17 protein-coding genes are annotated in these 20,173 nt (G+C 67.8%); 7 read left to right on the top strand and 10 right to left on the bottom strand.

Annotated elements, in window-relative coordinates; all coding sequences use genetic code 11:
• Positions 1-59 precede the first annotated feature (59 nt).
• Complete coding sequence (gene glpD, locus AB4850_RS29985; protein WP_414445656.1) at positions 60-1,610, bottom strand: glycerol-3-phosphate dehydrogenase; 1,551 nt, start codon at positions 1,608-1,610, stop codon at positions 60-62.
• Between the two features lie 151 nt (positions 1,611-1,761).
• Between glpD and AB4850_RS29980 the strand changes: the two genes are divergently transcribed.
• On the top strand, positions 1,762-2,133 hold the full coding sequence (locus tag AB4850_RS29980) for a hypothetical protein (protein ID WP_414443033.1): 372 nt from the start codon (positions 1,762-1,764) through the stop codon (positions 2,131-2,133).
• Positions 2,134-2,274: 141 nt separating this feature from the next.
• On the opposite strand, the gene AB4850_RS29975 is transcribed toward AB4850_RS29980, so the two are convergent.
• Positions 2,275-2,472: a phage tail assembly chaperone gene (locus AB4850_RS29975; protein ID WP_013699317.1), complete on the bottom strand. Its 198-nt coding sequence runs from the start codon at positions 2,470-2,472 to the stop codon at positions 2,275-2,277.
• 361 nt (positions 2,473-2,833) lie between these two features.
• The gene (locus tag AB4850_RS29970; protein WP_414443032.1) at positions 2,834-3,616 is read right to left on the bottom strand and encodes a DeoR/GlpR family DNA-binding transcription regulator; all 783 of its coding nucleotides are present in this window, start codon (positions 3,614-3,616) and stop codon (positions 2,834-2,836) included.
• A gap of 193 nt (positions 3,617-3,809) precedes the next feature.
• Here AB4850_RS29970 and AB4850_RS29965 point away from each other — a divergent pair, with 193 nt between their 5' ends.
• The 3 genes from AB4850_RS29965 (at position 3,810) to AB4850_RS29955 (ending at position 7,219) form a co-directional block, all read left to right on the top strand.
• The gene (locus AB4850_RS29965) at positions 3,810-5,450 is read left to right on the top strand and encodes a gamma-glutamyltransferase family protein (RefSeq protein WP_414443031.1); all 1,641 of its coding nucleotides are present in this window, start codon (positions 3,810-3,812) and stop codon (positions 5,448-5,450) included.
• A gap of 343 nt (positions 5,451-5,793) precedes the next feature.
• The gene (locus tag AB4850_RS29960; protein WP_414443030.1) at positions 5,794-6,621 is read left to right on the top strand and encodes a ferritin-like domain-containing protein; all 828 of its coding nucleotides are present in this window, start codon (positions 5,794-5,796) and stop codon (positions 6,619-6,621) included.
• 49 nt (positions 6,622-6,670) lie between these two features.
• Positions 6,671-7,219 carry a hypothetical protein gene (locus tag AB4850_RS29955; protein WP_414443029.1) on the top strand — a complete coding sequence of 183 codons (549 nt, stop codon included), beginning with the start codon at positions 6,671-6,673 and terminating at the stop codon, positions 7,217-7,219.
• A gap of 170 nt (positions 7,220-7,389) precedes the next feature.
• Here AB4850_RS29955 and AB4850_RS29950 read toward each other — a convergent pair whose 3' ends face one another.
• From AB4850_RS29950 to AB4850_RS29940, 3 genes are all read right to left on the bottom strand, one after another.
• Positions 7,390-8,880, bottom strand: coding sequence for a DEAD/DEAH box helicase (locus AB4850_RS29950; protein ID WP_414443028.1), 1,491 nt, complete (start codon positions 8,878-8,880; stop codon positions 7,390-7,392).
• 132 nt (positions 8,881-9,012) lie between these two features.
• Positions 9,013-10,320: a cytochrome c gene (locus tag AB4850_RS29945; protein ID WP_414443027.1), complete on the bottom strand. Its 1,308-nt coding sequence runs from the start codon at positions 10,318-10,320 to the stop codon at positions 9,013-9,015.
• 19 nt (positions 10,321-10,339) lie between these two features.
• Positions 10,340-11,122, bottom strand: a complete 783-nt coding sequence (locus AB4850_RS29940; protein WP_414443026.1) for a c-type cytochrome — start codon at positions 11,120-11,122, stop codon at positions 10,340-10,342.
• A gap of 507 nt (positions 11,123-11,629) precedes the next feature.
• Here AB4850_RS29940 and AB4850_RS29935 point away from each other — a divergent pair.
• Positions 11,630-12,568 (top strand): CopD family protein, encoded by a 939-nt coding sequence (locus AB4850_RS29935; RefSeq protein WP_414445655.1) that lies wholly within the window; start codon positions 11,630-11,632, stop codon positions 12,566-12,568.
• A gap of 140 nt (positions 12,569-12,708) precedes the next feature.
• Here AB4850_RS29935 and dgoD read toward each other — a convergent pair whose 3' ends face one another.
• A complete protein-coding gene (dgoD, locus tag AB4850_RS29930; RefSeq protein WP_414443025.1) occupies positions 12,709-13,857 on the bottom strand; it encodes a galactonate dehydratase in 1,149 nt (382 codons plus the stop codon).
• Positions 13,858-14,000: 143 nt separating this feature from the next.
• Between dgoD and AB4850_RS29925 the strand changes: the two genes are divergently transcribed.
• Entirely contained in the window at positions 14,001-14,681 is a 681-nt protein-coding gene (locus AB4850_RS29925) for a FadR/GntR family transcriptional regulator (RefSeq protein WP_414443024.1), read from the top strand.
• A gap of 30 nt (positions 14,682-14,711) precedes the next feature.
• Here AB4850_RS29925 and AB4850_RS29920 read toward each other — a convergent pair whose 3' ends face one another.
• From AB4850_RS29920 to AB4850_RS29910, 3 genes are read right to left on the bottom strand one after another with little or no spacing between them, the layout of a single operon-like run.
• A complete protein-coding gene (locus tag AB4850_RS29920) occupies positions 14,712-16,289 on the bottom strand; it encodes an efflux transporter outer membrane subunit (RefSeq protein WP_414443023.1) in 1,578 nt (525 codons plus the stop codon).
• A gap of 13 nt (positions 16,290-16,302) precedes the next feature.
• On the bottom strand, positions 16,303-17,913 hold the full coding sequence (locus AB4850_RS29915; RefSeq protein ID WP_414443022.1) for a DHA2 family efflux MFS transporter permease subunit: 1,611 nt from the start codon (positions 17,911-17,913) through the stop codon (positions 16,303-16,305).
• Positions 17,906-19,018: an HlyD family secretion protein gene (locus AB4850_RS29910; RefSeq protein ID WP_414443021.1), complete on the bottom strand. Its 1,113-nt coding sequence runs from the start codon at positions 19,016-19,018 to the stop codon at positions 17,906-17,908. Before AB4850_RS29910 ends, AB4850_RS29915 begins: the two co-directional genes overlap by 8 nt.
• A 91-nt stretch (positions 19,019-19,109) precedes the next feature.
• Here AB4850_RS29910 and AB4850_RS29905 point away from each other — a divergent pair, with 91 nt between their 5' ends.
• The gene (locus AB4850_RS29905; RefSeq protein ID WP_414445654.1) at positions 19,110-20,018 is read left to right on the top strand and encodes a CerR family C-terminal domain-containing protein; all 909 of its coding nucleotides are present in this window, start codon (positions 19,110-19,112) and stop codon (positions 20,016-20,018) included.
• The last annotated feature ends 155 nt before the right edge of the window (positions 20,019-20,173 follow it).

Raw genomic sequence — 20,173 nt, 5'->3', positions numbered from 1 at the left:
ATCCCGCGCGGCGGCTGGTTGGCGCGCCGCGCGTTGCTGCCTTCGGTGTTGCCGGTGCGTCAGTGAACCGGGCGGACCTGCGCCGGTTCGGCGGCCAGCGCGCGGGTGGCCGTGAACCAGGCCGCCACCGCCGCCGTGACCGCGTCGAGCGTGCCGGGCGCGACATGCAGCCCCAGCTTCGAGCGGCGCCAGAGCACGTCCTCGGCGCAGGTCGCCCATTCGTGATCGCGCAGGTAACGCAGTTCCGCTTCGTACAGGCCCGGCGCGATCGCCGCGCCCAGCCCGTCGACCGATCGGGCGCCGGCCACCACGCGTTCGGCGCGGGTGCCGTAGGCGCGTGCGTAACGGCGCGCGAGCGCGGCCGGCAGCCAGGCATGGCGCTGCGCGAACGCATCGGCGAACGGCGCGAAGCGCGCGTCGGCGATGTCGCCGCCCGGCAGCGGCTGGCCTGCTGTCCAGGCCGGCGCGGGCGAGCCGAGCGCTTCGCCGAGCAGGCCGGCCGCATCCTCGGCCAGCTTGCGGAAGGTGGTGATCTTGCCGCCGAACACCGACAGCAGCGGCGCGCCCCGGCCCGGGTCCATCTCGAGCCGGTAGTCGCGCGTGACGGCCGACGGGTTGTCGGCGTTTTCATCCTCGAGCAGCGGGCGCACGCCGGAGTAGGTCCAGTGCACGTCGGCCGGCGAGATCTTCTGCTTGAAATAGCGGTTGATCGAGTCGCACAGGTATTGCGTCTCGTCGCCGTCGATCGCCACCTTCGACGGATCGTCGTGGTATTCCACGTCGGTCGTGCCGATCAGCGTGAAATCGTGTTCGTACGGAATCGCGAAGATGATCCGCTTGTCCGGGTTCTGGAAGATGTAGGCGTGATCGTGCTCGAACAGGCGCTTGGTGATGATATGGCTGCCCTTGACGAGCCGCACGCTGTGCCGCGCGTCGCGGCCGAGCGCGCCGTGCAGCACCGAGCCCACCCACGGGCCGGCCGCGTTGGCGATCGCGCGGGCGCGCACCTCGAAGCTCGAGCCGTCGGCGCGTTGCAGGCGCGCGAGCCATTCGCCGTCGGCGCGTTCGGCCGAGATCAGCCGGGTGCGCGTCAGGATGGTGGCGCCGCGCTCGCGTGCGTCCATCGCGTTGAGCACCACGAGGCGGGCGTCGTCCACCCAGCCGTCGGAATAGACGAAGCCGCGCTTGATCGAATCGATCAGCGGGCCGCCGGCCGCGTGACGGGCCATCGTGATGCCGTGCGAGCCGGGCAGCAGTTCGCGGCGGGCGAGGTGATCGTAGAGGAACAGGCCGACGCGGATCAGCCAGGCCGGGCGCAGGTTCGGCATGTGGGGCATGACGAAGCGCAGCGGCCACATGATGTGGGGCGCGGCGCGCAGCAGCGTTTCGCGCTCCTGCAGCGCCTTGCGCACCAGCCCGAATTCCTTGTATTCGAGATAGCGCAGGCCGCCGTGGATCAGCTTGGTGCTGGACGAGGACGTGTGCGAGGCGAGGTCGTCCTGTTCGCAAAGAAGTACCGACCAGCCGCGCCCGGCCGCGTCGCGCGCGATGCCCGCGCCGTTGATGCCGCCGCCGATCACGAGTACGTCGTAGTGCGTCTGTTCGGTCACTGCTGCCCTTTGTCCCATAGTCGAACTCGATATTTTCGAATTCGAAATTTAATGAACAAAAGCGAAAAAGTAAAGTTCGTTTAAGAGGGTCGGTAGCGCGCGACTTCATCCCGGACGATACTGGCGGGATTGTCTTCACCGAGGAGGAAACATGCGTCAGATCATGGTGGCCGGCGCGCTGGCGCTGCTCGCGGGCTGCTCGACGGCGTTGCTGCCCGGCGGCTGGGGCGCGCAGCCGAGCTTCGACACGCTGCAACGGGCCTGCGGCGAGCCGCACGATTACGGCCGCGATAATGCATCCGTCTATTCGGCGCTGGGCGACGCCTGGGTGGCGAAGCGGCACGGCCGCTTGAGCGAGGCGGATTTCTGCGCGTTTTCGAACGGGCTGGCCACGCATCACGCGGCGCTCGGCGCGCAGCCCGACGCGGCGGCGCGCACTGGCTGGATCGACTATCTGAACACGATGCGCGCGCAGGCCGTCACCTGGCGCTCGAAGGCCGATCCGACGCTGCGCGGCGGCTGAGGGCCGGGCGCGGGCGTGCATCGGGCCGCCCACGCGGCGCGCCTGCGCTCGAATGAAAACGAACCTGAAAACGAGCGCCGCAACGAAAACGGCCGTCGTCCGGAGACGGCGGCCGCGATGTTGGCGGAACCGGTGTGGCGTTCAGGAATAGCGGACCTTGATCGACCTGAGCGCGGCGTCGCCGCTCTCGGTCACGCAGTAGCGGCGGCCCGAACCGAGGGCCTCCAGCCGAACCAGTTGCTGCTCCAGCAGCGCGTCCAGTTCGTCGCGTTCCATTTCGGCCTGATCGGGCGCGTCCTTGACGAGCAACAGGGTGGCGAATTCATGCGGACTCAGCATCGTTCTCTCCAGACAAACCGTACTTCTCACGGCCGGACAGCATCCGGGGCGCGTTACCCAGCAGGGAAGGCTCGGGGGGAAATGCTCACGACAGCGTTCGCGGTGCATGAACGCCGGGGATTGGGAGTGTAGTCAACGGTTTCGGGAACCCCAAATGCGGCCCCAAAAATAATTCGATTGACAATTCGTCACAATTCCAACGGCCGGCTCGACGCGGCAACTTCTTGATTTCACTTGAAGTTTGCGCTGCGATGCAGCACAGGGCGGGGGATTTCGGGGCGGTGGGGCAACGCATCGGCGAGGCCTGCCAGGTGAGGGCACGCGCGATGCGAGCGCCCCCCGGGCGGCGCAACGGCTCGGCTCAATCGGCCACGTACACCTGCGTGCCGGCCGCGGCGATCGTCTCGGTCATGTCCTCGGGCAGCGGCTTGTCGGTGAACAGCGCATGCACCTGCGACAGATGGCCCTGCCGGACCAGCGCCGGGCGGCCGAACTTCGAATGATCCGTCACCAGATACACGGTGCGCGCGTGCTGGATGATCGCCTCGGCCACGCGCACCTCGCGCGTGTCGAAATCGCGCATCGTGCCGTCGGTTTCGATCGCCGAGGTGCCGATGATCGCGTAGTCCACCTTGAACTGACGGATGAAATCGATCGCCAGCTCGCCGACGATGCCCTTGTCCCACGGCCGCACGATGCCGCCCGTGATCAGCACCTCGCACTCCGGATAGCCGCTCATCATGCTCGCGACGTTCAGGTTGTTGGTGATCACGCGCAGGCCGCGATGGCGGTTCAGCGCGCGCGCGACTTCCTCGGTGGTGGTGCCGAGGTTGATGAACAGCGAGGCCTGATCGGGGATATGCGAGGCCGCGAGCGCCGCGATGCGCCGTTTCTCGTCGTGGAACATGCGCTGCCGCGCGCTGTAGGAGACGTTCTCGGAGCTGGTCGGCAGGCTCGCGCCGCCGTGGTAGCGGCGCAGCAGGTTCAGATCGGCGAGCCAGTTGACGTCGCGGCGGATGGTTTGCGGCGTGACGTCGAAATGGTTGGCCAGATCATCGACGGTCACGAAGCCGTCGCGTTGCACCCAGTCGAGCAGTTCCTGCTGGCGGGCATTGAGCGAAAGGCGCGGGTCGCGGGTCGTCATGGTTCGTTCGAAGGCAAGTGAAACGGATGTCCATTGTAAGCAAGCACGCGAACGAACATTTCGTTTTCGCGATACGGGCGTGCCGGCTTGCCCCGCGCGCGCATTCGCGTTGGAATGGCAGTTTGCGCGCGCGGCCGATGGTTGCACTGGCGCGCCGAGCCCCGCTTTTCCCTTTTTCTCCAGGAGCCGTTGCATGACCCGCTTCAACTGGCAGAACCCCTATCCGTCCGTCCGACAGCCCGTGTTCGCGCGCAATGTCGTCTCGACCTCGCACCCGCTGGCCGCCCAGGCCGGGCTGCGGATGCTCTGGAAGGGCGGCAACGCCGTCGATGCGGCGATCGCCGCCGCCGCCGCGATCACGGTGGTCGAGCCGGTGTCGTGCGGGCTCGGCGGCGATGCGTTCGCGCTGGTCTGGGACGGCGCGAAGCTGCACGGCCTGAACGCCTCGGGCGTGGCGCCGGCCGCGTGGAACCCCGACTATTTCCGCCGCCGCCATGGCGAGGACGCCAACGGCCTGGCGCGCCAGCCGCAGCGCGGCTGGGACACCGTCACGGTGCCGGGCGTGATCGCCGGCTGGGAGGCGCTGCACGCTCGCTTCGGCTCGCTGCCGTTCGCCGACCTGCTGGAGCCGGCCATCGAGCTGGCCGAACGCGGCCATTCGGTGGCCTCGATCGTCGCCGCCAAGTGGGCCGCCGCGGTGCCCGCGCTGCGCGACCAGCCGGGCTTCGCCGACACCTTCCTGCCGCACGGCCGGGCACCCGAGGTGGGCGAGCGCGTGGTGCTGGCCGGCCACGCGCACACGCTGAGGACGCTGGCCCGCGAAGGCGCGCGCGCGTTCTACGAGGGCGCGCCGGGCGAGGCGCTGGCCGCGTTCGCGCGCGACACCGGCGGCGCGATGACGGCCGAGGATCTGCGCGCCTACCGCCCCGAATGGGTCGAGCCGATCGGCAAGTCGTTTCGCGGCCACACGGTTCATGAAATCCCGCCGAACGGGCAGGGCATCGCGGCGCTGATCGCGCTGGGGATCGTCGAGCGCTTCGATATCGAATCGATGCCGGTGGATTCGGTCGAATCGCAGCATCTGCAGATCGAGGCGATGAAGCTGGCCTTCGCCGACGTCTACCGCTACGTGGCCGATCCGCGCTCGATGGACGTGACGCCCGAGCAGATGCTCGACGACGCCTACCTGGCCGAGCGCGCCAAGCTGATCGATCCGGCCCGCGCCACGCACTTCGCGCCGGGCATGCCGCGCTCGGGCGGCACGATCTACCTGTCGGCGGCCGACGAGCGCGGCATGATGATCAGCTTCATCCAGTCGAACTACATGGGCTTCGGCTCGGGGCTGGTGGTGCCGGGCCACGGCATCGCGTTGCAGAACCGCGGCTGCGGCTTCTCGATGGACCCGGCCTCGCCGAACGTGGTGGCGGGCGGCAAGCGGCCGTTTCATACGATCATTCCGGCGTTCCTCACGCGCGAGCGCGATGGCCGCCAGGAAGCCGTCATGAGCTTCGGCGTGATGGGCGGCGACATGCAGCCGCAAGGGCACTTGCAGACCATCGTGCGGATGCTCGCCTACGGCCAGCAGCCGCAGGCCGCCTGTTGCGCGCCGCGCTGGAAGGTCAACCGCGCTTTCACGCTCGACCTGGAGGCCACGCTCGACCGCGAGGTGGCGGCCGGGCTTCAGGCGCGCGGTCACCGCATGCAGTCGATCGACGATCCGTATATGGATTTCGGCTCGGGCCAGTTCATCTGGCGTCTCGACGCCGACGATCCCGAGCGCGGCTACGTGGCCGCCAGCGACAGCCGCCGCGACGGCCTGGCTGCCGGGTTCTGACGGTCGGCGCGGGCACCGGCGATGCGCGTCGCAGGTGCCCGCCAACATGGAGAGGACGCCAAAATACCGCGCCATCACGCGCTTTCGCAGATTCGAATTGAATTGCAAGCGACTTTCGAATTAATTGCCTGATGCGGCGCAATAGGCAGCGCGGAACTGCGTGTCGCGGGAGAGGTCTGTGACTGAAGGCACATTCGAGAAGTTCCGGCTAAGATAAGCGGATCCAGATCGAAATAATTCATTCATATCCGCTTTGTCCGATAGGCCGTGCGGCCACTGGGCCGGCTTCGCCGCCGTGCCGCAGCCGGCCGCGCCATCGGGCAAAGTGCTTGGGAGCGCTACGATGCTGGCCGAAACGAAGCATGTGATGCCCTGGCGCATCGAAGACATCGACCTCACGCGGATCGACCGCACGAAGGCCGCCGCCAATGAAGACTTGCTGCTGCTGCTGTGCGCGGCGTCGTTCATCGAGAGCGGCTCCGATCTCTACACGAGCAATTTGAGCCAATTTTTCGGTGAGGACCCCGAAGTAGCCGACTGGCTCAACGAGCAGTGGGAACACGAGGAGCTGCAGCACGGCCGCGCGTTGAAGGCCTATATAGGCTACGTGTGGCCCGAGTTCGACTGGGATCTCGCGTTCCACAATTTCTTCGACGAATACTCGAAAACCTGCTCGCTCGAAGCGTTCGAGAAAACGCGCGCGCTGGAGATGGTGGCGCGCTGCGTGGTCGAAACCGGCACCGCCACGCTCTACCGCGCGATCAACGAATGCTCGGACGAGCCGGTGCTGAAGGAAATCACCAACAACATCCGTTCGGACGAAGTTCGCCACTACAAGCACTTCCTCAAGTATTTCAAGAAGTACAACGCGGTCGAGGGCAATGGCCGGATGGCCGTGCTCGGCGCGCTGCTGCGCCGCCTGCTCGAAATTCGCAACGAGGATTCCGAGATCGCGCTGCGCCACGTGTTCGCGATCCGCTATCCCGAGAAGGTGCGCGATACGGCCTACAACCGCGAGCGCGTGGTGCGCGTCAACCGGCTGGTGCGCCGCCATCTGTCGGCCGACATGTGCGTGAAGATGCTGCTCAAGCCGCTCGATCTGCCGTCGCGCATTCAGCCCGGCTTGCAATATCCGCTGACCAAGCTGACCCAGCACGTGTTCTTCCGTTGATCCCCGCCCTGGTCCCGGGCGCGCTCGCGCCCTTCCTTCGGAGCCCGCCATGAGCGCGGCCGATCGCGCCGCGCTCGATCGCTGGACGTTCGACGCCTGGCCGCCCGCCTGCCTCGCGCTGTTCGACGGCACGGCGCTCGACGGCAAGCTGCCGTTCACGGCCTCGCTGGTGATCGTCGATCGGGAGGTCGAGCCGCCCGATGCACGCACCACGTTGTTGAGCGTCGGCGAGCTGTACGCGCCCGATGCCGGTTCGCTGTATCTCGCACTGTGGCCGAGTTCGCGCGGTGCGCAATTGCTGGTGCGCGAGCGCGCTGCGGTGCTGAGTTTCGTGGCCGACGGCGCGTTTTACCAGGCACGGCTGCGCGTCGAACCGGCCGGCGCGACGGGCGAGCGCCCGGCCGACGACGGCACCGGCGTGGCGGGCCTGGCCTGCTTCCGCGCGACGCTCGCCAGCGGCGACGCGCAGCGCGTCGGCTATGCGCGGCTGACTTCGGGCATTACGTTCGAACTCGATGAAAAGCGCGACGCCGTGGTCGCGCGCTGGGCGCGCCAGATCGAGCAGATCCGGCTGATTGCGGCCGCCGCGCCGCGTTGACGCTCGGCTAACGGCCTAGTGGACGGGAAGCGGCACGAGCCTGGCGCTCGTGCCGTTCGGCTTCCCGCCCGTCACTTCCTGCTATCGAAACAGAAACAGCCTGACGGCACACGGCGGCGCGGCTTGCGTAGCGCCGCCGTGCACTGCCGCGTGACGCGGCTTGGCGCCGATCAGTTGCCGCGCGAACCGCTGCGCGAGGTGCGGCTGCGGTTGGCGTGCCCGGCGTTGCCGTTGCCGCTGCCGGCCGGACGTGCGCTGCCCGGTTGTGCCGCACGCGGCTTGGCTGCCGGCTTGTTGCCGCCGGCATTGCCCGCACCTTGCGCGGCCTTGACCGGCTTGGCGGCGGGCTTGGCTGCCGGCTTGCTGCCCGCCGGCTTTGCCGAGGGCTGGCCGCCCCGTGCCGTCTGCGCGCGGCCCTGGCCGCCGCCCTGCGGCTGGCGATTGCCACCACCGCCACCGCCGCCGCCACGTTGCGGTTGCTGCCCGCTGCGGCGCTGGATCGGCTCCGGCTTGGCGTTCGGATCGGGTTCGAAGCCGGCGATCACTTCCTGCGGAATTTCGCGCTTGATCAGGCGTTCGATGTCGCGCAGCAATTGCTTTTCGTCGACGCACACCAGCGACACGGCTTCGCCCGTCGCGCCCGCGCGGCCGGTGCGGCCGATGCGGTGCACGTAATCTTCCGGCACGTTCGGCAGCTCGTAGTTGACGACGTGCGGCAGTTGGTCGATGTCGATGCCGCGCGCGGCGATGTCGGTGGCGACCAGCACCTGCAGCGTATTCGCCTTGAATTCCGTGAGCGCGCGCGTGCGGGCCGACTGGCTCTTGTTGCCGTGGATCGCCAGCGCGCTGATGTCGTCCTTCGCCAGTTGCTCGGCCAGGCGGTTCGCGCCGTGCTTGGTGCGCGTAAACACCAGCACCTGGAACCAGTTGTGTTCGCGGATCAGGTGCGTGAGCAGCTCGCGCTTGCGGTCGCGGTCCACCGGGTAGATCTTCTGCGCGATCGATTCGGCCGTGGTGTTGCGGCGCGCCACTTCGATCAGCGCCGGCGAATCGAGCAGGTTGTCGGCGAGCGTCTTGATCTCGTCGGAGAAGGTGGCCGAGAACAGCAGGTTCTGGCGCTTGGCCGGCAGCTTGGCCAGCACGCGCTTGATGTCGTGGATGAAGCCCATGTCGAGCATGCGGTCGGCTTCGTCGAGCACGAGGATGTCGAGCTGCGACACGTCGATCGTCTTCTGCTGCATGTGGTCGAGCAGGCGGCCCGGCGTGGCCACCACGATATCGACGCCGCGCTTGAGCGCATCGATCTGCGGATTGATGCTGACGCCGCCGAACATCACGGTGGAGCGCAGCTTCAGGTACTTGCCGTAGGCGCGCACGCTTTCCTCGACCTGCGCGGCCAGCTCGCGCGTGGGCGTGAGGATCAGCGCGCGCACCGGGCGCTTTGCGCCCGCCTGCGGGGCCGGCATGTCGTTCAGGCGCTGCAGGATCGGCAGCGTGAAGCCGGCCGTCTTGCCGGTGCCGGTTTGCGCGCCGGCGAGCAGGTCGCCGCCGCCGAGCACGGCGGGAATCGCCTGGGATTGAATCGGAGTGGGTTCGCTGTAGCCGAGTTCATTGACGGCTCGCACGAGGGGTTCGGCGAGGCCGAGGGAAGCAAAAGACATAAACTCTCTTGGGGTTCGGAAAGACACCGCCGCGGCGCCGGTGGGCACCGCGAGGCATCGTCATACAAAAAAAGCAAAAAGGGCGTGGCCGCGGTGTCGCGCGGCCACGCCCCCGTGTTCATGAACCGTCCGTCAGTCGAGCGGCGCCGAACGCAAATCGCTCACTTGTTGCGGCGAAATCGGCGAACCTTTGTTGCCCCAGGCCGATCGGATATACGACACGACGGCGGCAACCTCTTGATTCGAAAGGGCTTGTGCGAACGGAGGCATCCCGTAAGGACGCGGATTCCGGAACGTGCTGGGCGGGTATCCGCCGTTCAGCACCATCCGGATCGGGTTCACTGCAGACTCCATCATAATCGAATGGTTCTGCGCGAGCGGCGGATAGGCCGGCGGCTTGCCCTGTCCGACCGGTCCGTGGCACGTCGCGCAGTTGTCCGCGTAGATCTTTCGGCCCTGTTCGAGCAGCTGATTGCCGAACTGCTGCGAGGGTTCGTATTGCAGGTTGGTCGGCGCGTCGCCCTTCTGCGGAATCGACTTCAGATACACCGACATCGCACGCGCATCGTCGTCGCTCAGGTATTGCAGGCTGTTGTGCACCACGTCCGCCATCGGCCCGAACACCGCGCCGCGATTCGATACGCCGGCCTGCAGCAGATCGGTCAGCTCCTGCACGTGCCAGTCGCCCAGGCCGAACTCGGTGTCGTTGGTCAGCGACGGCGCGTACCAGTTCTGCATCGGGATCAGGCCGCCGGCGAACGCCGACGAGCTGCGCGGCGCGCCCATCAGGTTGATCGAGGTGTGGCACATGCTGCAATGCCCGAGCCCTTCCACCAGGTAGGCGCCGCGGTTCCATTCGACCGACTTGGCCGGATCGGGCTTGAAATCGCCTTCCTTGAAGAACAGCGTGCGCCAGCCGATCAGCAGGTTGCGGTTGTTGAACGGAAATTTCAGCTCGTGCGCGCGGCTTGCCGCGTGGATCGGTGGGACCGAGCGCAGGTAGGCGTAGATCGCGTCCGAATCGGCGCGTGTCACCTTGGTGTAGCTCGTGAACGGGAAGCCGGGGTAGAGCAGGCTGCCGTCCTTCGAGCGGCCGGCGTGCATCGCCCGATAGAAATCGTCGGCGCTCCATGTGCCGATGCCGTATTGGTTGTCGGGCGTGATGTTCGGCGTGTAGAGCGTGCCGAACGGGGTCGGCATCGGCAGGCCGCCGCCGAACGGCTGGCCGCCGCGCACCGTGTGGCAGGCCACGCAGTCGCCGATCCGGGAAAGATATTCGCCCTTCTTCACGAGCGCCGCGTTGCCGGCGGTGGCGGCCGGCGGCGCGGCGTGGGCGAGTTCGCTGGACCAGCGCGCGACGCCGGGCCAGAGGGCGGTGCCGAGCGTCGCGGCCGCGACCAGCAGGAGGGCGGAGCAGGCATACAGGGACTGGCGTTTCATGGCGTCTGTCTCCTGGTTCTTATTGCGGTTCGCTGCCGCAGGCGAGCGGCAGCTTCGACGATCCGGCCGGCGCGGGCACCGGGTTGGCCGGCGCCGGTTGCGCGGCGAGCCAGGCGGTCACGGCGGTCACGTCCTCGTCGGTCAGGTGCGCGGCGATCTCGCGCATGCAGTCGGGCGCCTTGGCGCGCCGGTTGCCGGAGCGCCACGCGCCGATCTGCGCGCTCAGGTAATCGCTGTGCAGGCCGACCAGGCCCGGAATGGCCGGCTGCATGCCGGTCAGTTGCGCGCCGTGGCAGGCGATGCAGGCCGGGATCTTGCGGGCCGGATCGCCGCGCGTGGCGAGCGCCTGCCCGCGTGCGACGACATCGGCGGACACGTTCGGCTGCGTGGGCGGCGGGTAAGGTGGATGCTCGTTCGAGAAGTGGACGGCGATCTCGTGCAGATAGTCGTCGCCGAGATACGTGAGCAGGTAATTCATCGGCGGATACTTGCGCCGCCCGTCACGGAAATTCATCAACTGGTTGTACAGATACTCGGCGGGCTTGCCGGCCAGGCGCGGGAAGTAGTCGTTGGCGGTGCCCTGGCCGTGCACGCCGTGGCAGGCGGTGCAGCCGCGCACGCGTTCGGCCATCGTGTCGGGCGCCTTGAGCGGCGCGGGCGAGGCGTTCGATGCGGCCCCGGAGGCGGGGGCGGGCGTTGCGGGAGCCTGGGCCTGCGAGGCCACCGGCAAGCATGCGGCGCCGATCGCCAGCGCGGCGAGCAGGGGGCGGAATACACGTATTGAAGACACGCGAGGCTCCAATTTTTTATTCGTCGGGGACCTGGCCGGCTCATGTCGGCTCGGGCTTTGACTACACGTGTTTCGGCAGCCCTGGTTGTCTCCTGGCGGCTGCGCTGCGAAGTTTGGCATCGGCGCCTGGCCGCCATGCACCGCGAGACAGGCCTCGATACCGCGCATTCAATGCGCATCGGCCGCCGCGAAACCACGGCGACCCATGCGGGAATCCTACGCTTTTTGATGAACCCGCGTGCCTCTATTGCGTCGAAGGCCGTACACTCGCTGCTCGCGCATGGCCGAGGCGCCCTATCGGCGTTTTATGTCGTTTTGAGCCGTACTGCAAGATCGTTTCCACTCCGAAATACCGACGAAACCCCCACCTCACTTGCCGATGTCCTCGATCTCCCCGCTGCTCCCGTTGCCTCCGTTGCGTTTTGCGTCAGACGATTGCCGTCTCTCGGCGTCGGTGTTTTCCCTCGCAGCCGGCCCGTTGCCGCAGCGCGCCATGACGGCGCGAGGCGGCGCGCGATGATGCCGAAAATCGACAGCCTCTGGCTCGGCCAGGTCGCGATGGCCTCGCTCGCGCAGATCGCGTTCGCGGTGGCGGTCGGCTCGCTGCTGTTCGGCGCATGGCTCGCCGCGGAAGGCGCGAGCGTCAAGCTGTCGCCCGCGCATCTGGCCTGGCGGCGCGCGCGCGGTTCGTTGACGGCCGCCGCGCTGGTGTTCGTGCTGGCGGAGGCGGGCTGGATCGTCTACGAGGCGGCGTCGATGAGCGGCGCGGGGCTGGGCGGCGCGTTCGGTGCGCTCGGCACGGTGTTGCAGATGACGCACGTCGGCCACGCCTGGGGCCTGCTGTTCGGCGGCGCGCTGGCGCTGCTGGTGCTGGCCTTGCTGCGGCCCGCCGGCGCGGCGGGCGATGCGCTGCTGTGGCTCGCGATACTGGTGGTGGAGGCCGGCAATGCCTCGATCGGCCATGCGGCCGACGCGGGCGCGTTCTCGCCGGCGGTCGGCGTGCAGATGCTGCATCTGCTTGCCACGGCGGTGTGGGGCGGCATCGTGCTGGCGGGCGGCCTGGTGGTGGTGCCGGCGCTCGGCGCGTCGATCGCGCGCGGCGTGCTGATTCGCGTGGCGCAGCGCGTGTCGCGGCTGTCGATGGTGTCGGTGGTGCTGGTGCTGGCGACCGGCGCGTTCAACGGCTATCGCGGCACGGGCGGTGATCTGGCGGTGCTGGACGCGAGCACCTGGGGCCACGTGCTGCTGCTGAAGCTGGCGCTGGTGGCGCTCGCGCTGGTGCTGGGCGGCCTGAACCGCTTCTCGGCGCTGCCGCGCCTGCGCCGCACGGCGGCCACCGAGGACGCGCGCACGTTCGCCAACGTGCTGAATCTGGAGTCGATCGCGATGATCGGGGTGTTCGTGGCGGCGGCCGTGCTCGCATTCAGCGTGCCCGGCGCGGCGGCGATCATTCAGTAAGGACTGCAAAACCGGCGCAGGCGCGCGCCGGTTTCAGCGGGCCGATGCGCGCCGGTTTGCGGCGGCGCATCGGTACCGGATCGGCGGCGCGAACCGGCGCCGATCCGTGGGAGCGTAGACAACCCCGGGAATTCAGCCGATCACCACTCCGCCACGCTGCCGTCCGCGTGACGCCACACCGGATTGCGCCAGCGGTGGCCGACCTTCGCCATCTCGCGCACCTTCTCCTCGTTGACTTCGATGCCCAGGCCCGGCCCTTGCGGGATCGACACGAAGCCATCTTCGTAGCGAAACACTTCAGGATTGCGAATGTAATCGAGCAGGTCGTTGCCCTGGTTGTAGTGAATGCCGAGGCTCTGTTCCTGGATGAACGCGTTGTAGCTGACCGCGTCGATCTGCAGGCAGGCGGCCAGCGCGATCGGGCCGAGCGGGCAATGCAGCGCCAGCGCCACGTCGTAGGCCTCGGCCAGCGACGCGATCTTGCGGCATTCGGTGATGCCGCCCGCGTGCGACGCATCGGGCTGGATGATGTCCACGTAGCCGCCCGCGATCACATGCTTGAAATCCCAGCGCGAATAGAGCCGTTCGCCGAGCGCGATCGGCGTGTCCGTCTGGTTGACGATGTCGCGCAGCGCCTCGGCGTTCTCCGACAGCACCGGCTCCTCGATGAACATCAGGCGGTACGGATCGAGTTCCTTGGCAAGCACCTTGGCCATCGGCTTGTGCACGCGGCCATGGAAATCCACGCCGATCCCCACGTGCGGCCCCACCGCCTCGCGCACGGCCGCCACGTTGGCGATCACCTTCTCGACCTTGTCGTAGGTGTCGACGATCTGCAGCTCTTCCGAGCCGTTCATCTTGACGGCCTTGAAGCCGCGATCGACCACCGCCTTTGCGTTGCTGGCCACGTCGCTCGGGCGGTCGCCGCCGATCCACGAATAGACCTTGATGCGGTCGCGCACCTGGCCGCCGAGCAGCGCGTGCACGGGGGCGTTGTGGTACTTGCCCTTGATGTCCCAGAGCGCCTGGTCGACGCCCGCGATCGCGCTCATCGTGACCGGACCGCCGCGATAGAATCCGGCACGATACATGACCTGCCAGTGATCCTCGATCAGCAGCGGATCGCGGCCGACCAGGTAATCGGACAGCTCCTGCACCGCCGCCTCGACCGTGTGCGCGCGCCCCTCGACGATCGGCTCGCCCCAGCCGACGATGCCCTCGTCGGTCTCGATCTTCAGGAACAGCCAGCGCGGCGGGACGACGAACGTTTCGAGGCGGGTGATCTTCATGGGTGTCTCCGTGAGATGGACGCGTCAGGGCAGCGTCGATGGCGACGATCCTACACGATGCCGCTAAAAAGTAGTATTAATAGCACTATTGCGCACATAGTGATGCGGCCCCGCTATTCGGAGCCGTGCCGACCGGGAGAAACGTGATTCAACGCGATCTGCATGGAAAAACCGCCTTCACGCTGGCCACGGCGATCCTGCGCGGCGACTACGCGCCGGATTCGATCCTGCCGCGCGAGGCGGAGCTGATGCTGGCGTTCGGTGTGAGTCGCACGGTGCTGCGCGAGGCGTTGCGTACGCTGACCTCGAAGGGCCTGATCGAATCGCGGCCGAAGGTCGGCACGCGCGTGCGGCCGCGCGAGGCGTGGAACCTGCTCGACGCGGAATTGCTCGACTGGTATTCGCAGGTCGCGCCGCCGCTGGCGTTCGCGATGAAGCTGCAGGAAATGCGCGAGATGGTGGAGCCGTATGCGGCGGGGCTGGCCGCGCACGCGCAGACGCCGGCCACGTTCGCGGCGATCGAGCACGCGCACGCGGCGATGTGCGCGGCGCGGCATGTGGACGAATGGGTGCGCGCCGATCTGCGCTTTCACCTGGGCGTGCTGGCAGCGGGCGGCAACGAATTGCTGATGCCGCTCGGCGCGTTGATCGCACGCACGCTCGAGGCGCAGCTGCATTTGAACGCGAAGCGCGCGGACGTGTACAACGCTTCGCTGGCCGAACATACGCGCGTGGTGGAGGCGATCCGCGCGCGCGATGCGCGGGCCGCACGCGACGCGATGGCCGCGCTGCTCGGCACCACGCGCGAGCGGATCGAGCGCTGACTGGGCGCTGACTGAGCGCTGCGGCCCGGATCAGCTTGCCGGTTTCGCGTCGGCGGGCTTGGCCGTGCCGGTTGCGCTCGTCGCGTTCGTCGCGCCGGCCGGCCGCGTGCCGGCGTCGGCCGCCGCCTCGGTCTGCCAGCCCAGTCCCAGGCTCTTCTGCAGCGACACGTAATCCTTGATCAGCTCGGCTTGCCCGGCGATCACGTTCTGCTGCGCCGACAGCGATTCGCGCTGCGTGTCGAGCAGATCGATCATCGACGAAACCCCGGCGCGGTAGCGCTGATCCATCAGCGTGGCCGAATGCGTGGCCGAGGTTTCCACCTTGGCCAGCGTGACGACGTGATCGCGCTGGTGCCCGTAGCGCGACAGCGCCGTGTTCGCATCCTGCAACGCGCCGAGCACGGATTTCGTGTAGTTCGCCTCGGCTTCGTCGCGCGAGGCCTCGGCGGCCCGCACCGCGCCGCGCGTGCGGCCGAAATCGAAGATGTTCCATTGCAGGTAAGGCGCGCCGACCCACGAGTAGTTCTGCTTGCGGAACAGGTGGCCCGGGTCGCCTGCGCTGAAACCGATGTCGCCGAGCAGCGTGACCTTCGGGAAGTAATCGGCGATGTGCTCGCCGATCTGCGCGTTGCTCGACGCGAGCCGGCGCTCGGCGGCGCGCACGTCGGGCCGCTGCTTGAGCAGGGCGGCCGGATCGCCGATCGGCACCGAGGCGGGCAACGTCGGCAGCGCGGCCGTCTCGCTGGCCAGTTGCGCGTCGAGCGCGCCCGGCGCGCGGCCGGTCAGGGTCGCGAGCCGGTCGAGCGATTCGGTCACCTGAGCATCGAGCGGGATCAGCGTGGCGCGGGTGTTTTCCACTTGGGTGGTCAGGCGTTCCACATCGGCATCGGCCGCCACGCCGCGCGCGCGGCGTTGCAGCGTCAGATCGAGCTGGTTCTGTTGCAGATCGGCCGTGCGGTGCGACAGCGCGAGGCGCTGCTGCTGGTCGCGCAGGTCGATGTAGGCATTGGCGACTTCGGCCGCGATCGACACCTGCGTGTCGGCCAGGTCGGCCGTGACCGCTTCGGCCTGCGCCGAGGCGGCTTCGATCGCGCGCCGCGTGCCGCCGAACAGGTCGATTTCCCAGGTCGCGTCGAAGCTGGCCGAATAGAGCTGGATCGGCCCGCTGCCGGCCGTCGAGCTGCCGGAACTGCCTGAGCCGTTGCTCGAATTGTTCGAGCCGGTCAGCGCCGACAGCGCGTTCATGTCGGGGGAGCGGGTGCGGATCGCGGCCAGGTCGGCGGTGGTTTTCGGCAGCGCGTTGGCGCGCTGCTGGCTCAACTGGGCGCGGGCTTCGCGCAGGCGCGCCTGCGCCGCGTGCAGATCGGGATTGTGGGCCAGCGCGGCGGCGATCAGTTCGTTGAGCTGAGGATCGCCGAGCGCTTCCCACCAGGCGCTCGGGGTGGGCGCGTTGGCGGCCACACCGGCTTGCGGTGCACGCACGAAGCTGGCGGCGCTCGGCGCGGCCGGCGCGCCGTGGTAGTTCGGGCCGACCGTGCAGCCGGCGAGCAGGCTCGCGGCGGCGATCAGCGTCAGGGCAGGGCGGCGGGGCAAGGAGAAGGACGTCATCGAATCAATCGGTTCAGTGGCCGGACGAGTTGGGCGGCGGAGCGCCTCGGCGCGGCGGCGTGCGCAACAGCAGCGCGAGCGGCACGCAGGCGATCAGCGCCAGTCCGAGCAGGTAGAAGGTTTCCGAATAGGTCATCACGGTGGCCTGCACGTTGATCTGCTGCGCCAGTTGCCCGAGCGCGCGCATCTTCGCGTAGGCCATGTCGCCCGTGTACGAGAACCAGTTCGACGCGTATTGCGAAATGCGATCCTGGCCGATCAGCGAGTTGTTGCTGACCGATTCGCGGATCACGGCCGTGTGATAGGTGGTGCGGCGGTCGATGATGGTGCCGATGATCGCCAGGCCGATCGAGCCGCCGAGGTTGCGGGCCATGTTGTAGAGCCCGGCCGCATCGCCCGATTCCTCGCGCGAGACGGCGGCCATCGAGGCCTGGTTCAGCGGCATCATCGCCAACATTTGCGCGACGCCGCGAATCAGTTGCGACCACACGAAATCGTGGCCGACGCTTTGCGCCGTCAGCGAGATGTCGAGCATGCAACTGAGGAAGAACAGCAGCAGCCCGGTGATCACGAGGATGCGGAAATCCACCTTGCCGAGCAGCCTGGGCAGGATCGGCATCATCAGGAACGCGGGCAGGCCCGACAGCAGCATGATCTCGCCGGCCTGCTCGGCGTTGTAGCCCGAGACGATCGCGAGGAACTGCGGCAGCAGGTACGAAATGCCGTACAGCCCCGCACCCACGGCGGCCACGATCACGATCACGCTGGCATAGCGCGGGTTGCGCATCAGCGAGAGCCGCAGCATCGGCCGCTTTGCCGTGAACTGCGAGATCGCGATCAGCACGAAGCCCGCGAACGTCACCCAACTGAGCGCGACGATCATGCTCGATTCGAACCAGCGCTCGCGCTGGCCTTCTTCCAGCACCACCGTCAGCGACGACAGGCCGACCGACAGCCCGGCGATGCCCACCCAGTCGGCGCTGAAGAACTGCGGCCACTGCGGCTTGTCGGACGGCAGGCCCAGCACCAGCAGCGCGATCAGGATCAGGCAGACGGGCAGGTTGATGAAGAAGCACCAGCTCCAGCTGACGTTCTCGGCCAGCCAGCCGCCGAGCACCGGCCCGAACAGCGGCCCGAGCAGCACGATCAGGCCGAACAGCGTCATGCCGACCGGCAACTGCGAGGTGGGCAGCCGGGTGCGGATGATGGTCTGCGCGGTGGGGATCATCGCGCCGCCGGTGAAGCCCTGGCCGATCCGGCCGACGATCATCAGCGCGAGCGTGTTCGACCAGCCGCACATCATCGAGAACGCGATGAACAGCACCGCCGACACCAGCAGGAAATTTCGCAGTCCGAACACGCGCGTGAGCCACGCGGCGAGCGGAATCATGACGATTTCCGACATCAGGTAGCCGGTGGAGATCCAGGTGCCTTCGGTGCCGGTTGCGCCGATTTCACCCTGGATTTGCGGCAGCGCCGAGTTGGTGATCGAGATGTCGAGCGTGGCCATCAGCGCGCCGAGCGAGCCGGCCGCAACCGCGATCCAGTCGGTGGCGCTGGCGCGTTCCTCGGCGTGTGGCGCTGGCGCCGGCGCGCCGGCGGGCGGCGTGACGGCTTCAGCCATGATGCTGCCCGTCGTCGCGGGTATCGACGTTCACGTCCACCGACAGCCCCGGCAGCAGCACGCGGCGCGTTTCGTCGTTGGCCTCCACGTGGATGCGCACCGGCACGCGTTGCACGATCTTCGTGAAGTTGCCGGTGGCGTTGTCGGCCGGCAGCAGCGCGAACTGCGAGCCGGTGCCCGGCGAGAAGCTTTCCACCGTGCCGTGCAACTCCTGGCCCGACAGTGCGTCGACGCTGAGCGTGACCGGCTGGCCCACGCGCATGCGGCCGACCTGGGTTTCCTTGAAGTTCGCGACCAGGTAGATGTCCTGCACCGGCACCACCGTCAGGAGGCGCGTGCCGGGCTGCACGTACTGGCCGACACGCACCGTGCGATCGCCGACGCGGCCGTCGAGCGTGCTGCGCACCACGGTGTTGTCGAGATCGAGCTGCGACTGCGCGGCGCTGGCCTGCGCGGCTTCGAGCTGGGCCTGCGCCTGCTGCAACTGCGCCGTGCTCGAGGCGATTTGCGTGCGGGCCGCCGCGATCGATGCGTTGTTCGCCGCGAGCGTGGCCTGCGCCTGATCGCGGGTGTTCTTCAGGTCGGCGATGCGTTCGTGCGTTTCCGCACCGGTGGCCGCCAGCGGCGCGTAGCGCGTGTATTCCTCGCTCGCGTGGCGCAGGTTGATGCTCGATACCTGGGCCTGGGCTTGCGCCTGTTCGAGGTTGGCGCGCTGCTGGCCGATGTCGGCCTGGGCGCGAGCAATGTCGGCGCGACGCGAATCGACGGTGGCCTGCGAGTTCTGCAGCGACACCTGGTACTGGCGCGTGTCGAGCTTCACGAGCGGATCGCCGGCCTTGACCGTCTGGTTGTCGCGAACGTAAACATCGGTGATGTAGCCGGACACCTTCGGCGCGGCGGTCATGCTGTCTGCCTGCAGATAGGCGTCGTTGGTGTATTCGATGAAGCGGCCGACGGTCCACCAATGGACGAGCCAGATAGCCCCGCCGATCAGCGCGACCACGGCGATTGCGATCAGGACGATCCGACGCGATGGGCGCTTCGCGGCGGGTTCCAAGGGTTCCTGACGATTGCCTTTCGGCGGTTCTTGAAGGGTCGACGACATTCGGGTATCCAAATTATTCCGAGCGGAAGAATTATTCCACTTGGAAAAATTGTGTCAAGTAGAATGTCGCAAGTACGAATGTGAGGGGTCTATGACGGACGCGAAGAAACTGCGTCGCACGTCGGCATGTGGTTATGCGCGGGGCGACGAAACACGCGGGCGGATCATCGAAGCCGCCATCGAATTGTTCGGCGAGCGCGGCTTCGCCGGCGCATCGACGCGGGACATCGCCGCGCGCGCGGGCGTGAATGCGCCTGCTTTGCAGTACTACTTCGAGAACAAGGAAGGCGTGCTGCGCGCCTGCGTCGAGGCGATCGGCGATCACGCCAGCGAATCGTTCGGCCCGGCCGTCGAGCACGCGCGCGCGATGCTCGCCCAGGATGCCGACCTCGACACGCTGATCGACGCGTTCGTGGGCGTCATGCAGGTGATCGCGTCGAAGATGTTCGACACGCCGAAAACCGTGCACCAGCGCATGTTCTTCGCGCGCGAGCAGGCCGGCCTGGAGCCGGCCTTCGCCAGCGAGATGCTGATGGAGCGCGTGCGCCGGCCAGTGAATGCGATCTGCGCGGAGCTGGTCGGGCGCATCTCGGGCACCGATCCGAAGCAGCCGCTCACGCAACTGCGCGCGTTCAGCCTGCTCGGGCAACTGACCGTGTTCCATATGGCGCCGCGCTCGGCGCTGGCGTTGCTGGGCTGGGACGCGTTTACCGGCGAGAACGGCGAGCTGCTGAAATCGACCGTCTATTCGCAGACGCGGCAACTGTTGCAGATGTGGCATGCGGAGCGCACGCCGGCGGCCAAGCCGGCTGTGAAGTCCGCCGCGAAGCCGGGCTCGAAGCTCACGGCGAGGCCGACCTCCAAACCGGCCTCCAAGCCCGCGTCGAAGCGGGTGGCGAAGCCCGTCGCGCCGTCCACGCAAGCGGCCCAACCCGCTGCCGCTCGCCCCGTTGCAGCGAAGCGCAGTCGCGCCGCCGCCGGCAAAGCCTCCTCGCACTGAGCGGCGAGTACGTTCCACCCCGCGCCGGCTCCCGCCGGCGCGTCTGTCCGCTTCCCCACCGAAGCACGCCGGAATTACCGGTGAAATCCTTGGTAATCCTGATCATCGCCGGCCCCTTACCGTGCCGTCTTTCGGAAAGGTTGCGCTCGCGGCCG

The organism is Burkholderia sp. 22PA0106 (assembly GCF_047497155.1).
Classification (GTDB): Bacteria; Pseudomonadota; Gammaproteobacteria; order Burkholderiales; family Burkholderiaceae; genus Burkholderia.
This window is presented reverse-complemented; position numbering and strand designations above follow the sequence as displayed.